At 66.3% G+C, this 14,502-nt stretch carries 8 protein-coding genes and 2 rRNA genes; 7 read left to right on the forward strand and 3 right to left on the reverse strand.

All coding sequences use genetic code 11. The features are described from left to right. Nucleotides 1–61: 61 nt before the first annotated feature. Nucleotides 62–1,003, reverse strand: coding sequence for a LysR family transcriptional regulator ArgP (locus tag J0911_RS03800; protein ID WP_207274139.1), 942 nt, complete (start codon nt 1,001–1,003; stop codon nt 62–64). A 90-nt stretch (nt 1,004–1,093) separates the two neighbouring features. Here J0911_RS03800 and J0911_RS03805 point away from each other — a divergent pair, with 90 nt between their 5' ends. Then, nucleotides 1,094–1,774: a LysE/ArgO family amino acid transporter gene (locus tag J0911_RS03805; protein ID WP_207274140.1), complete on the forward strand. Its 681-nt coding sequence runs from the start codon at nt 1,094–1,096 to the stop codon at nt 1,772–1,774. An 8-nt stretch (nt 1,775–1,782) separates the two neighbouring features. Here the strand turns inward: J0911_RS03805 and J0911_RS03810 are convergent, their stop codons facing one another. Continuing rightward, the gene (locus J0911_RS03810) at nt 1,783–3,159 is read right to left on the reverse strand and encodes an MFS transporter (RefSeq protein WP_307864897.1); all 1,377 of its coding nucleotides are present in this window, start codon (nt 3,157–3,159) and stop codon (nt 1,783–1,785) included. Between the two features lie 246 nt (nt 3,160–3,405). Between J0911_RS03810 and tyrS the strand changes: the two genes are divergently transcribed. After that, nucleotides 3,406–4,668, forward strand: coding sequence for a tyrosine--tRNA ligase (tyrS, locus tag J0911_RS03815; RefSeq protein WP_207274141.1), 1,263 nt, complete (start codon nt 3,406–3,408; stop codon nt 4,666–4,668). Nucleotides 4,669–4,770: 102 nt separating this feature from the next. Here the strand turns inward: tyrS and J0911_RS03820 are convergent, their stop codons facing one another. Next, nucleotides 4,771–5,352, reverse strand: coding sequence for a TetR/AcrR family transcriptional regulator (locus tag J0911_RS03820; protein ID WP_242636255.1), 582 nt, complete (start codon nt 5,350–5,352; stop codon nt 4,771–4,773). A gap of 115 nt (nt 5,353–5,467) precedes the next feature. On the opposite strand from J0911_RS03820, the gene J0911_RS03825 reads away from it, so the two are divergent. From J0911_RS03825 to J0911_RS03845, 5 genes are all read left to right on the forward strand, one after another. Continuing rightward, entirely contained in the window at nt 5,468–6,364 is an 897-nt protein-coding gene (locus J0911_RS03825; protein WP_207274143.1) for an SDR family oxidoreductase, read from the forward strand. 86 nt (nt 6,365–6,450) lie between these two features. After that, nucleotides 6,451–6,714, forward strand: a complete 264-nt coding sequence (locus J0911_RS03830) for a hypothetical protein (protein ID WP_207274144.1) — start codon at nt 6,451–6,453, stop codon at nt 6,712–6,714. Between the two features lie 76 nt (nt 6,715–6,790). Beyond that, nucleotides 6,791–8,614 (forward strand): glutamine--fructose-6-phosphate transaminase (isomerizing), encoded by a 1,824-nt coding sequence (glmS, locus tag J0911_RS03835; RefSeq protein WP_207274145.1) that lies wholly within the window; start codon nt 6,791–6,793, stop codon nt 8,612–8,614. Between the two features lie 671 nt (nt 8,615–9,285). After that, nucleotides 9,286–10,811: ribosomal RNA gene (locus tag J0911_RS03840) — 16S ribosomal RNA — on the forward strand. 485 nt (nt 10,812–11,296) lie between these two features. Then, nucleotides 11,297–14,424 (forward strand): 23S ribosomal RNA (locus J0911_RS03845). Together the 16S and 23S rRNA genes form the textbook arrangement of a ribosomal RNA operon. Nucleotides 14,425–14,502: the final 78 nt, after the last annotated feature.

Below are 14,502 nucleotides of genomic sequence, written 5' to 3' on the forward strand. Positions count from 1 at the left end.
AGGTCGCCGCCGGGGTGGCAGGTCTGCTGCAGGACCGGCCACCCCGGCGCCGCCCGGACTCTCAGTGCTCCTGCACGAGCTGTCGCCGTGCCTCGGTCAGCAGCGCGTCCGAGACGGCGTCGAGCGTCGTCGAGCGCAGCCGCCACTGCTGCAGGTACAGCCGCACGTCGACGGACGGTGCGGCGGGGTCCAGGGGGACGACGTCGCCCCCGGACAGCACCGGACCGGTGCGCAGGTCCTGCACCATGCCCCAGCCCAGTCCGAGCCGGAGGGCCTCCAGGTACTCGGGGGTGCTGGGCACATACGTGCGCGGGGGAGCCGGCAGAGCGGAGCCGGTCCGCGCCGAGTACTCCCGCAGCCACTGGTCCTGCAGGTCGTCGTGCCGGTCGAACACGAGCATCGGGGCGCGCGACAAGGCATCGGCGGTGACGCCCGCCGGGAACCAGCGCTCGAGAACGGCCGGTGTGGCCATCGCCCGGTACGGCATCACGCCGAGCGGCCGCGACGTACATCCCTGGACGGGCTCCGCCTGCGCCGTGATCGCCGCCATGACGATGCCCTGGGGCAGCAGGTCGACCGTGCGCTCCTGGTCCTCTCGGTAGATGTCGAGCACGACACCGGGCACGCGGGCCAGCGCGGGCAGTACCCAGGTGGCGAGCGAGTCGGCGTTGATGGCGATGGGGACGCTGACGGGCCGTGGCGCCCGGCGCCCGCCGTCGGCCCCGTCGAGGTCCGGCCCGAGGCCGGCGGCGTGCAGTTCGGCCGCCGCCTCCGCGGCGAGCAGGTCCGACTGTCGGGCCAGGCGCAGCAACGTCCGGCCCGGCACGGTCGGCGTCACGGGCCTCGTGCGTCGTACGAGGACCCCGCCTGCGGCGTTCTCCAGCGCGCGGATGCGCTGGCTCACCGCCGACGGTGTCACGTGCAGCACCCGGGCGGCGCCCTCGAACGACCCCTCGCCGACGACGGCGGCCAGGGCCTCGAGCTGTGCGGAATCCCAGCGCATGCCGGGAGTCTAGGCCAGATGAAGAGCTGCTTCACCGACGTCAGGAACGTTCGCTGGACTTCATCGTGCTGCGAGGGTTGGCTGGACGACATGACCGCAGCACTTCTCGCCGGCCTCGGGTTCGGTCTCTCGCTCATCGTCGCCATCGGTCCGCAGAACGCGTACGTCCTGCGTCAGGGCGCACTGCGTGATCACGTCGGACTGGTCGTGGTGCTGTGCGCGGCGTCGGACACGGTGCTGATCACGGCCGGGGTGGGCGGTATGGGCGGCGCGATCCAGACGGTCCCGTGGCTGGTGGAGCTCATGCGCTGGTCGGGCGCCGCGGTCGTGCTCGGCTACGGCGTGCTGGCGGCCGTCCGTGCGGTCCGGGGTTCCGCGGCACTGCCGATGCGGGACGGCGGCTCCGCGGCGTCTGCCCCGGCGCCGGCGGCGGGAGCCGTGGCAGGCGGTGCGACCCGCCTCGCCGTCCGGGCGCCGGCGGCTCGCCGGATCGCGGTGGCCGGTACGGCGCTCGCCCTGACCTGGCTGAACCCGCACGTCTACCTCGACACGCTGGTGCTGATGGGCGGCATCGGTTCCACGTACGGTGACCAGCGGTGGTGGTTCGCCGTGGGCGCGGTGTGCGCGAGCTGGGCCTGGTTCGCGGCGATCGGCTTCGGTGCGGCACGTCTGTCCGCCGTGCTCGCGCGGCCGATCGCCTGGCGGGTGCTGGACGGGGTGATCGCCGTGATCATGGTGACGGTCGCGGTGGGCCTGATCCTGGGCGGATGAGGGGCGGGTCAGCCCACGGCAGGGTGCACCGCTTCGGAAGCGTCTTCCCGCGCCTGCCCCGGGCCGGTCGGCGAGTGCCCGTCGGTGTCGCCGGCGTCCTGCGCGTCGTCGGGCGCCACGTCGATCCGTGCCAGCGACCGGCGCGCGGCGGGCACGGCGAGGATCGCCCCGACCACGACGAACAGCAGCAGCCCGGCCACGACGAGCAGCGACTCCACGGAGAACCGGTCGGCCAGCGGGCCGAACACCACCATCGACAGGGGCATCGCGACCGTCATGACGATCCCCACGAACCCGAACACGCGACCCTGCATCTCGGGCTCCACGCGCTCCTGGATGATGGTCATCGACGGCGTGCTCTGGGCGGCGAACATGACACCGATCAGCAGGCCGATCACGAAGAACACCCACATGTTGGTCGAGATGCCCAGGCCGAAGACGAGCGCACCCGTGGCGAGCACCGAACCGACCAGGAGCCTCACCCGGCGCTTGATGCGTGGGCCGACCGCGGCCATCACCAGGCCGCCCAGGAGCATGCCGCAGCCCCAGAACAGTTCGTTGGCGGTCAGCTTCCACACCTCGTCGCCGAACGTGCGGGTCACCATGAGCGGCGTGAGGTAGCTCGGCGCCCCGACGAGGAACATCGTGAGCGCGAACAGGATCATGAGCCAGCGGATGGGCGAGTGCGCCCGGATGTACCGGACCCCGGCGGCCAGATCCCCGAAGTAGGAGACCGGCCCGTCGTCGGACCGCACCAGCTGCGGCACCGCGACCAGCGCGAGCATGCCGACACCCACCAGGGCCGTGGCGACGTCCAGGAAGAACACCGTCACGATGTCGAAGTTGGCGTAGACGGCGGCCGCCGCGGCCGGGGCGACGAGCATCATCCCGGACTGGACCGACTGGAACATACCGTTCACCCGCATCAGCTGATCAGGCGGTGTGATCTGCGGGATCATCGCGCTGACCGCCGGTGTCTGGATACCCGCGAAGACCGACCGCACGGCCAGCGCCGCGTAGATCACCCAGAGCGAGTCGACGCCCGACAACATCAGCAGGGCCAGACCCAGCGTCGCGAGCGCGATCACCGTGTCCGACCCCATGATGAGGAGCTTGCGATGGTGCCGGTCGGCCCACACGCCGCCGAAGACCGACACGAATGCCTGCGGCAGCATGCCGAACACGATGCTCAGCATCAGCACCGAGCCCGACCGGGTCTCGATCGTCAGGTGCCACATGACCGCGAACATCACGATCATGGAGCCGAGCAGGGAGATGGTCTGCCCGACCAGGAACAGAGCGACGTTCCTCTTCCAGCCGGGCATCGGCGGCCCGGTCCGCGGCCCGGTGGCCGGCTCGGGCGCCGGCCCGGTGGTCTCACTCACGTTCACGCTCATGTCCTGTTCGACGACGACTCCCACCGGAACTCATCGGCCCATGGCGAACCCGTTGCCGGAGATCATCATGGCTCACCGGTACGGCCGGCCACCGCACGAGATCGGGGCAGGCCGCCGCGCGGCGTCGGGCAGACTAGGGGCTGTGGCCGGCAGGGACCGCCCCCGGGACGGAAGCCCTGTGAAACCATCCCGCCATCCGCACGGATCGCGGCGAACCGAATCCGAGGAGTAGAAGTGACGACCGACGTGCTCGACGAGCTGCACTGGCGAGGCCTGGTGGCGCAGACCACCGACGAGGCCGCGCTGCGAACTGCGCTGTCCGAGGGCACGGTCTCGTATTACGTGGGTTTCGACCCGACGGCGCCGAGCCTGCACATCGGCAATCTCGTGCAGATCCTCACCGCGAGGCGCCTGCAGGACGCCGGGCACAAGCCCTACCTGCTCGTCGGCGGTGCGACCGGCCTCATCGGCGACCCCCGCGACTCCGGTGAGCGCGTCCTCAACTCGCCCGACGTCGTCGCCGGCTGGGTCGACAAGATCCGCTCGCAGATCGAGCCGTTCCTCGACTTCGGCGGTGAGAACGGCGCCACCATGGTGAACAACCTGGACTGGACCGCACCCATGAGCGCGATCGAGTTCCTGCGGGACATCGGCAAGTACTTCCGGATGGGCACCATGCTGTCCAAGGAGATCGTGGCTCGCCGCCTCAACTCGGAGGAGGGCATCAGCTACACCGAGTTCAGCTACCAGGTGCTTCAGGGCATGGACTACCGGGAACTGCACGGCCGGCACGGGATCACGCTCCAGCTCGGCGGGAACGACCAGTGGGGCAACCTGCTGGCCGGCGTGGAGCTTCTCCGCAAGTCCGAGGGCGTCTCCGCGCACGCCCTCACGACGCCGCTCATCACCAAGGCCGACGGCACCAAGTTCGGCAAGTCCGAGGGCGGGTCGGTCTGGCTCGACCCCGACATGACGAGTCCCTACGCCTTCTACCAGTTCTGGCTCAACCAGGCGGACGCCGACGTCGTGAACTACCTCAAGGTGTTCACGTTCCGCGACCAGGAGGAGATCGCCGCCCTGGAGCGAGCGGTGGAGGAACGGCCGTTCGCCCGCGAGGCGCAGCGGGCGCTGGCGGGCGACGTCACCACCCTGGTGCACGGCGCGGCCGCGACCGAGGCCGTCATCGCGGCCAGCCAGGCACTGTTCGGGCGTGGCGAACTGACCGGGCTGGACGAGCGTACGCTCGCCGGCGCCGTGGGTGAGCTGCCGCGGGTGACGGCGAAGGCCGGGGATCTCGTCGTCGATCTGCTCGCCGGGTCGGGGATCGTCGCCTCCAAGGGCGAGGCGCGGCGAGCGGTGAAGGAGGGCGGCGCCTACGTGAACAACGTCAAGGTGACCGCCGAGGATCAGGCGCTCACGACCGAGGACCTCCTGCACGGGCGGTTCGCGGTGCTGCGTCGGGGCAAGAAGACCCTGGCGGTCGCCGCCGCGGAGTGACCCGGAGCGACAGGTGGTGCCGCCGTCCGCCGGAGCCTGGGCGGCGGCATCACGTCCTCCACGGCCGCGCTGCCCGGCGGGCAGCGCAGGGCCGGGACCCTCTCAGGCCGCGGTGACGGTGCCGGCAAGATCCGCGAGCTCGGCGAGCGCCTCGTGCTGCAGGTCCACCAGGTCGCGCGTCGTCCCGGGAGCGATCCACCGTTCGAACGCCGTGGAGAAGACGGAGACGACGAGATCGCCCGCGAGGCGGGCGCGGAGGTCAGGAATTCCGTGCGCGGAAAGGGCCCCGGTGACGGCCCGTGCGAGCACGGCCAGCTTGAGTTGCTCGCGTTCCTGGAGCGCGGCGTGCGCGGTGATGACCGCGTACCGGGCGCGGGCGCGATCCCGCCCGCGTGCCTCCTGCAGCGCGTGGCACGCGGCGTCGAGCGCCCGCGCGGCGAGGTCCATCGCGGTCGTGCCGGGTGGGGCGTCCGCGATCGCGCCGACGAAGCTCGCCTGGAACTCCTGCTGTCCGGCGAACAGCACCTCGCGCTTGTCGCCGTAGTGCCGGAAGAAGGTGCGCTCGGTCACGCCGGCGCGCTCGGCGATGTCGGCCACCGTGGTGGCGTCGTACCCGTTCTCGGTGAACAGCTCGATCGCCGCCTGCTGCAGCCGCCCGGTCGATCCCGGTCTCCAACGCGCCATGCCTCGCATCGTAGTGGCACCCCGCCCGTGATGTCAGGTTCTGACATCAGTGCTAGGCTGATTGATGTCAGAAACTGACTTCGTAGCACCAGATCCCCAGGAAGGGAGCGCCACCGTGCGCGTTTTCGTCACCGGAGCATCCGGATTCATCGGCCGCGCCGTCGTCGCCGAACTCGTCGGCGCCGGGCACGACGTCGACGGGCTCGCCCGCTCCGACGCCTCGGCCGCCGTCGTCCGGGAACTCGGCGCCCGTGCCCTTCGCGGCGACCTCGACGATCTGGACGGCCTTCGCGCCGGCGCTGCCGCGGCCGACGGCGTGATCCACCTCGCGAACAAGCACGACTGGACCGACGTCGCGGCCTCCAACCGCGCCGAACGGGCCGCCGTCCACACCATCAGCGAGGCACTCGCCGGCTCCGGCCGGCCCTTCGTACTGGCATCCGGCGTCGCGGGCCTCGCGACGGGCCGGCTCGCCACCGAGCGCGACCCCAACCCCGCCGTCGGCCCCGACTCACCCCGTGGCGGGGCGGAGAACCTCGCCCTCGAGTACGCCGGCCGCGGCGTCCGTGTCAGCAGCGCGCGGTTCGCACCCACCGTGCACGGCCAGGGCGACCACGGCTTCGTTGCCGTCACGGCCGGGGCCTTCCGGCGCCGCGGCGAAGCCGCGTACCCCGCCGACGGCGCCAACCGCTGGCCCGCGGTGCACCGGTCCGATGCCGCGCGGCTCGTCCGCCTCGGCCTGGAGGAGGCTCCGGCCGGGGCCCGGCTCCACGCCGTCGCGGAGGAGGGCGTGCCCGTGCGGGACATCATCGAGGCGCTCGCGGAGCGGCTGGGCCTGCCCACGCGGTCCGTGCCGCCGGAGGAACTGGCCGAGACGATCCCGTTCGTGGGCGGCTTCCTCGGTGTCGACGCCCCGACTTCGAGCGAGCTCACTCGCGACCTGCTCGGCTGGAAGCCCGAGGGGCCGACGCTCCTGGAGGACATCGCCGCGGGGCACTACGACCAGACCTGAGCCCGGAAGCCTCGAAGTCGCCAGTTCTTGCCCGAATCCGGGCAGGAACTGGCGTTCAGCGCCTCCGAGGTGGCAGGGTCTCCGGCATGGAGCCGTCATCCGACCTCGTCCGCCACCTGGTGGCCACCACCGGGCTGACCCCGGCCGAGGCACGGCGCGTGATCGGGGACGTGGTCGCCTACTACGCGGAACCGGTCGAGGACGTCGTACGACGGCGGCATGCCGAGCTGAAGACCTACGGCGCGAAGAACCCGGAGATCTTCGCGCGGCTGGCCGCGGAACTGTCGCGACGTCCCGTGGCGGCGCCGGAGCTGAGCGAACGCCAGCTGCGCCGGATGATCTACGGCTGAGCCGGGGCGGGCCGCCGGCCCGCGTGCGAGACCTGAACCGACCGGTGGGCACCCGGAGAGAACGAGGAGCGAGATCATGTGTGGGATCGTGGGATACGTGGGCGGGCAGCAGGCCGCGCCGCTGCTGGTCGAAGGGCTCGCGCGGCTCGAGCATCGCGGCTACGACTCGGCGGGGGTGGCCGTCGTCGGCTCCAGGATGCGCGTCGTCAAGCGGGCCGGGCGCGTCGGCCAGTTGGCCGACGCGTTGCCGAAGCGGCTGGCCGGCCGTACCGGGATCGGGCACACGCGCTGGGCCACCCACGGGCCGGCGTCGGACCGGAACGCCCATCCGCACACCGACGCGGCCGGCACCGTCGCGGTGGTGCACAACGGCATCCTCGACAACGCCGCCGCCCTGCGGCGGCGCCTCGAGGCGGACGGGGTGGAACTGGCCAGCGACACCGACACGGAGGTGATCGCGCACCTGGTGGGGCGGTCCACGGCGGAGACGCTCGAGGGCAAGGTGGTCGAGGCGCTGGCGGTCGTCGAGGGCACGTACGGGCTCGCCGTCGTCCACGCGGACTTCCCGGACCGTGTCGTGGTGGCACGTCACGGCAGCCCGCTGCTGGTCGGCGTGGGTGAGAAGGAGATGTTCGTCGCCTCGGACCTGGCCGCGCTGGTGCGGCACACCACCACGGTCGCGCATCTGGACGACGGCGAGCTGGCGACGGTCACCAGTTCGGGCTTCACGACGTTCCGGGCGGACCTGAGCCGTACGGACACGGCCGCGCATCAGGTCGACGTCGATCCCAGCGCGTACGAGCACGGAGCCACCGGTGCGCACCCTCGGATGTACACGGAGATGCTCGAGCAGCCGGCGAGCGTGGAGCGCACACTGCGCGGACGACTGGACGAGCGGTTCGGCACGGCGCACCTCGGCGGGCTCGGGATGGATCCCCGGGAACTGCGCGCGGTGCAGCGGGTCAAGATCCTGGGTTGCGGCTCCGCGTACTACGCCGGCCAGATGGGCGCGCAGCTCATCGAGGAACTGGCGCGTGTGCCCGCCGACGCCGAGGCGGCCAGCGAGTTCCGGTACCGCGACGCCGTCATCGACCCCGACACGTTGTACGTGGCGGTGAGCCAGTCCGGGGAGACGGTCGACACGCTGCTCGCCGTGGAGGAGATCCGCCGCAAGGGCGGGCGGGTGGTAGGCCTCGTGAACGTGGTCGGCTCCGCGATCGCACGGGCCTGCGACGGCGGGATCTACCTGCATGCCGGGCCCGAGACGGCGGTGGCGTCCACGAAGGCCGTGACGACGATGTTCGTCGGCTTCGCGCTGCTCGCCCTTCAGCTCGGACGCGTGCGCGACCTGTCCGTGGCGGACGGCAAGCGGCTGGTCGCGGGGCTGCTGCGGTTGCCGGGACAGATCGAGCAGGTGCTGGCCGGTGGGGACCGTCTGACGGGAGTCGCGAAGACCCTGGCAGCGGCGGAGAGCATGTTCTTCGTGGGCCGGGTACGCGGGTACCCGGTGGCGCGGGAGGGCGCGCAGAAGCTCAAGGAGATCAGCTACCGCCACGCGGAGGCGTATCAGATGTCGGAGCTGAAGCACGGTCCGCTCGCACTGATCTCTCCCGCGGTGCCCACGGTCGCCCTCCTGCCCGACGACGAGCTGGCCGACCGCAACCTCGCCGCGCTCCACGAGATCGCCGCCCGGGGCGGCCCGCTCGTGGTGGTGACCCACGAGGGAGTGGACCTGGGAGAGCTCGCCGCCGAGCGGATCGACGTACCGCGCAACGAGAAGGAACTGGACCCCCTGCTCCTCACCATCCCGCTCCAGCTGCTCGCGTATCACGCGGCGGTGACGCTCGGACACGACGTCGACCGGCCACGGAACCTGGCCAAGTCCGTGACGGTGGAGTGACGGCAGGGCGAGGTGATCCAGGACATGACAGCTCGGGTTGTGCCCGCGGCGCAGGGTGTGTAATGTACAGGTCGTTCGCCCGGCAGGGAGGCACGGACAGGAACCGCGGATCACGCGGGCTGGCCGGTCCCGGGGCGGGAACTCACTCAAGATTCCGTAGGTGCCTCGTGCACCTCGATGACGGATGGGGCTCACCAAGTCGTCAGTCTGAGCAACGCCTTCGCTAGGTGGTTGCGCAAGGCCGGTTGGCTCTGGTAGGGTAGCGAAGTTGTCTCCTGAAGCCACGGACGGCAGCGTGAAAGCGCAGAGCCGGCCGGTTCGGAGAGTCGACACACTCCCACTTCGAAGTCACAGAGCACTGTTCTCTGTGCTGCGCGAAGCGGGACACCAGAAATGTACGGGGCCTTGTACGAATTCGCCTGAGTCGTATTGACCAGGGTGATTTGGAAAGGTCGCCGGGAACCTGGTAAGTTTTTCGAGTCGCCCTGAGCGGGTCAGGCCGGTGGGTTTGGTCCGGATGTGTGCGTCGGTTGTTTGAGAACTCAACAGTGTGCTTGATAGTTAATGCCAGTTTGATGGTCCTCTCGTTTGGGGGGATTGTTTTTGGATCGGATCGAGCGGTTTTGCTTGGTCTGGCCAGTATCAGTATTGCTCTGTGAAGAGTGTTTTCTTTTACGGAGAGTTTGATCCTGGCTCAGGACGAACGCTGGCGGCGTGCTTAACACATGCAAGTCGAACGATGAAGCTCCAGCTTGCTGGGGTGGATTAGTGGCGAACGGGTGAGTAACACGTGAGTAACCTGCCCCCCTCTTCGGGATAAGCCTTGGAAACGGGGTCTAATACCGGATATTCAGTGTCTGCCGCATGGCGGGTGTTGGAAAGATTTTTTGGTGGGGGATGGGCTCGCGGCCTATCAGCTTGTTGGTGGGGTGATGGCCTACCAAGGCGTCGACGGGTAGCCGGCCTGAGAGGGCGACCGGCCACACTGGGACTGAGACACGGCCCAGACTCCTACGGGAGGCAGCAGTGGGGAATATTGCACAATGGGCGAAAGCCTGATGCAGCGACGCCGCGTGAGGGATGACGGCCTTCGGGTTGTAAACCTCTTTCGACAAGGAAGAAGCCTTCGGGTGACGGTACTTGTAGAAGAAGCGCCGGCTAACTACGTGCCAGCAGCCGCGGTAATACGTAGGGCGCAAGCGTTGTCCGGAATTATTGGGCGTAAAGAGCTCGTAGGCGGTCTGTCGCGTCTGGTGTGAAAACCCGAGGCTCAACCTCGGGCTGGCATCGGGTACGGGCAGGCTGGAGTGCGGTAGGGGAGACTGGAATTCCTGGTGTAGCGGTGGAATGCGCAGATATCAGGAGGAACACCGATGGCGAAGGCAGGTCTCTGGGCCGTTACTGACGCTGAGGAGCGAAAGCATGGGGAGCGAACAGGATTAGATACCCTGGTAGTCCATGCCGTAAACGTTGGGCACTAGGTGTGGGGCAGGTTCCACCTGTTCTGTGCCGTAGCTAACGCATTAAGTGCCCCGCCTGGGGAGTACGGCCGCAAGGCTAAAACTCAAAGGAATTGACGGGGGCCCGCACAAGCGGCGGAGCATGCGGATTAATTCGATGCAACGCGAAGAACCTTACCAAGGCTTGACATGCACCGGACAGCTGCAGAGATGTGGTTTCCGTAAGGTCGGTGTACAGGTGGTGCATGGTTGTCGTCAGCTCGTGTCGTGAGATGTTGGGTTAAGTCCCGCAACGAGCGCAACCCTTGTCTCATGTTGCCAGCGGGTTATGCCGGGGACTCATGGGAGACTGCCGGGGTCAACTCGGAGGAAGGTGGGGATGACGTCAAATCATCATGCCCCTTATGTCTTGGGCTTCACGCATGCTACAATGGCCGGTACAGAGGGTTGCGATATCGTGAGGTGGAGCGAATCCCTAAAAGCCGGTCTCAGTTCGGATCGGGGTCTGCAACTCGACCCCGTGAAGTCGGAGTCGCTAGTAATCGCAGATCAGCAACGCTGCGGTGAATACGTTCCCGGGCCTTGTACACACCGCCCGTCAAGTCACGAAAGTTGGTAACACCCGAAGCTCACGGCCCAACCCGTAAGGGGGGGAGTGGTCGAAGGTGGGACTGGCGATTGGGACTAAGTCGTAACAAGGTAGCCGTACCGGAAGGTGCGGCTGGATCACCTCCTTTCTAAGGAGCGTTGTGGCTTCGCCTGGTTGTCGTGCACGGTTGTCGTGTGCGGGCTGGGTGGGGTCCAGGACCCTGGATTCGGGGTTCGGGCCATGCCGCGGCCGAGTGTGTCGTGGGTGGTTGCTCATGGGTGGAACATTGACGAAGAGCTTCGGCCTGTTCCGGGTCTTGTGGTAGTACGTCTGCGTGCCGTGCCTTCTTGTGAGGGTGGGTGGGTGGGCTGGAATCCGCGGGTTCGGTGGGTGAGGGGTTTGCCAAGCACACTGTTGGGTCCTGAGGCAACCGGCCGTGGGTCGGGGGTTTCGAGGATCGGGTCATCATGACGGCGATACCGCTGTGGTCGGTCGAGGGGCTGGCTGGGGTTGGTCGCTGGTGTGTGGTGGGTTCGTTCGTTGCTTGAGAACTGTATAGTGGACGCGAGCATCTCTGGACATGCCAGGGGTTTCTTGTTGTGAGGAGCCTGCTGGTGTGTTCTGCGTAGTGTTGTTGAAGTTTTTTAGGGCACAGGGTGGATGCCTTGGCATCAGGAGCCGACGAAGGACGTTGTAGCCTGCGATAAGCCTCGGGGAGCTGGCAGACGAGCTGTGATCCGAGGGTTTCCGAATGGGGGAACCTACCCGAAGTCATGTTCGGGTACCTGCACTTGAATTCATAGGGTGTAGGGGGGAACGCCGGGAAGTGAAACATCTCAGTACCGGCAGGAAGAGATATTCTGTGAGTAGTGGTGAGCGAAAGCGGATGAGGTTAAACCGTGCGCGTGTCAAGTTGTCAGACGTTGCGTGTGCGGGGTAGTGGGAGCCCCTGGAGGGATCTGACAGTCTCTCGATCAGTGAGAAAGCTGCGCTATAGCCGAACCGGGTTGAATACCGGACCGTAGAGGGTGGTAGTCCCGTAGGTGAAATGGTGTGGCCTGGTGGGGGTTGTCCCGAGTAGCACGGGGCCCGTGAAATCTCGTGTGAATCTGCCAAGACCACTTGGTAAGCCTAAATACTCCCTGATGACCGATAGCGGACCAGTACCGTGAGGGAAAGGTGAAAAGTACCCCGGGAGGGGAGTGAAATAGTACCTGAAACCGTGTGCCTACAATCCGTCAGAGCCTCCCGCCTCCTTGTGGGGTTGTGCAGGGGTGATGGCGTGCCTTTTGAAGAATGAGCCTGCGAGTTAGTGCTCGGTGGCGAGGTTAACCCGTGTGGGGTAGCCGTAGCGAAAGCGAGTCCGAATAGGGCGGTCCAGTCGCCGGGTCTAGACCCGAAGCGGGGTGATCTAGCCATGGGCAGGGTGAAGCGCCGGTAAGACGGTGTGGAGGCCCGAACCCACCAGGGTTGAAAACCTGGGGGATGACCTGTGGTTAGGGGTGAAAGGCCAATCAAACTCCGTGATAGCTGGTTCTCCCCGAAATGCATTTAGGTGCAGCGTCACGTGTTGCTTGCTGGAGGTAGAGCTACTGGATGGCCGATGGGCCCGACAAGGTTACTGACGTCAGCCAAACTCCGAATGCCGGTAAGTTGAGCGTGGCAGTGAGACTGCGGGGGATAAGCTCCGTGGGTCGAGAGGGAAACAGCCCAGATCGCCGGCTAAGGCCCCTAAGCGTGTGCTCAGTGGGAAAGGATGTGGAGTTGCTCAGACAACCAGGAGGTTGGCTTAGAAGCAGCCACCCTTGAAAGAGTGCGTAATAGCTCACTGGTCAAGTGATTCCGCGCCGACAATGTAGCGGGGCTCAAGCACACCGCCGAAGCCGTGGCAACCACACGTAGACATTACAGTCCTTCGGGTCTGTCAGTGGTGTGGTTGGGTAGGGGAGCGTCGTGTGGCCGTTGAAGTCCCGGAGTGATCCAGGGGTGGAGGCCACGCGAGTGAGAATGCAGGCATGAGTAGCGAATGACGGGTGTGAATCCCGTCCACCGAATGACCAAGGGTTCCAGGGCCAGGTTTATCCGCCCTGGGTAAGTCGGGACCTAAGGCGAGGCCGACAGGCGTAGTCGATGGACAAGGAGTTGATATTCTCCTACCGGCGAAGAACCGCCCATACCGAGTCCGGTGATACTAACCATCCCAAACCATCGCCGTTGCCTTCGGGTGACATTGATGGGGCGGCGTGGGACCTGATCCGGTAGTAGGTAAGCGTGTTAACAGGGGTGACGCAGGAAGGTAGCCGCACGTGGCGATGGTTGTCCACGTCCAAGGTCGTAGCCTGCCTCGTAGGTAAATCCGCGGGGCGTGTGGGTGAGAACTGATGGTGACCACGCAAGTGGGAACGCGGTGATCCTCTGCTGCCAAGAAAAGCCTCGACGCGAGGTTCTAGCCGCCCGTACCCGAAACCGACTCAGGTGGTCAGGTAGAGAATACCAAGGTGATCGAGCGAATCGTGGTCAAGGAACTCGGCAAAATGCCCCCGTAACTTCGGGAGAAGGGGGGCCCGACCCGTGATCCCCACATGCTGGGGTCAGCGGGGACGGCCGCAGAGACCAGGGAGAAGCGACTGTTTACTAAAAACACAGGTCCGTGCGAAGTCGCAAGACGATGTATACGGACTGACGCCTGCCCGGTGCTGGAAGGTTAAGAGGACGAGTCAGGCCCCTTGCGGGTTGAAGCTCAGAATTTAAGCCCCAGTAAACGGCGGTGGTAACTATAACCATCCTAAGGTAGCGAAATTCCTTGTCGGGTAAGTTCCGACCTGCACGAATGGCGTAACGACTTCTCCGCTGTCTCGACCGCGAACTCGGCGAAATTGCACTACGAGTAAAGATGCTCGTTACGCGCAGCAGGACGGAAAGACCCCGGGACCTTTACTACAGCTTGGTATTGGTGTTCGGTGCGGTTTGTGTAGGATAGGTGGGAGACTGTGAAACTCGGCCGCCAGGTCGGGTGGAGTCATCGTTGAAATACCACTCTGATCGCTTCGGGCATCTAACCTCGGTCCGTGATCCGGATCAGGGACAGTGCCTGGTGGGTAGTTTAACTGGGGCGGTTGCCTCCTAAAATGTAACGGAGGCGCTCAAAGGTTCCCTCAGCCTGGTTGGCAATCAGGTGTCGAGTGCAAGTGCACAAGGGAGCTTGACTGTGAGACTGACAGGTCGAGCAGGGACGAAAGTCGGAACTAGTGATCCGGCCATGGCTTGTGGAAGCGTGGTCGCTCAACGGATAAAAGGTACCCCGGGGATAACAGGCTGATCTTGCCCAAGAGTCCATATCGACGGCATGGTTTGGCACCTCGATGTCGGCTCGTCGCATCCTGGGGCTGGAGTTGGTCCCAAGGGTTGGGCTGTTCGCCCATTAAAGCGGTACGCGAGCTGGGTTTAGAACGTCGTGAGACAGTTCGGTCCCTATCCGCTGCGCGCGCAGGAGTCTTGAGAAGGGCTGTCCCTAGTACGAGAGGACCGGGACGGACGAACCTCTGGTGTGCCAGTTGTTCCGCCAGGAGCACGGCTGGTTGGCTACGTTCGGAAGGGATAACCGCTGAAAGCATCTAAGCGGGAAGCCTGCTTCAAGATGAAGACTCCACCACCCTGCGGGGTGGGAAGGCGCCCGGAAGACTACCGGGTTGATAGGCCGGAGGTGGAAGACCCGTAAGGGTTGCAGCTGACCGGTACTAATCCGCCAACAACCTCAACAACCAACCCCCCTCTCCTGGAGGGGTGTGCGTGCCCGCGTCCACTATACGGTTCCCGAGAAACGACCAACCCCCACCCCA

This window comes from Myceligenerans salitolerans, assembly GCF_017349295.1.
In the GTDB taxonomy this organism is placed as follows: domain Bacteria; phylum Actinomycetota; class Actinomycetes; order Actinomycetales; family Cellulomonadaceae; genus Myceligenerans; species Myceligenerans salitolerans.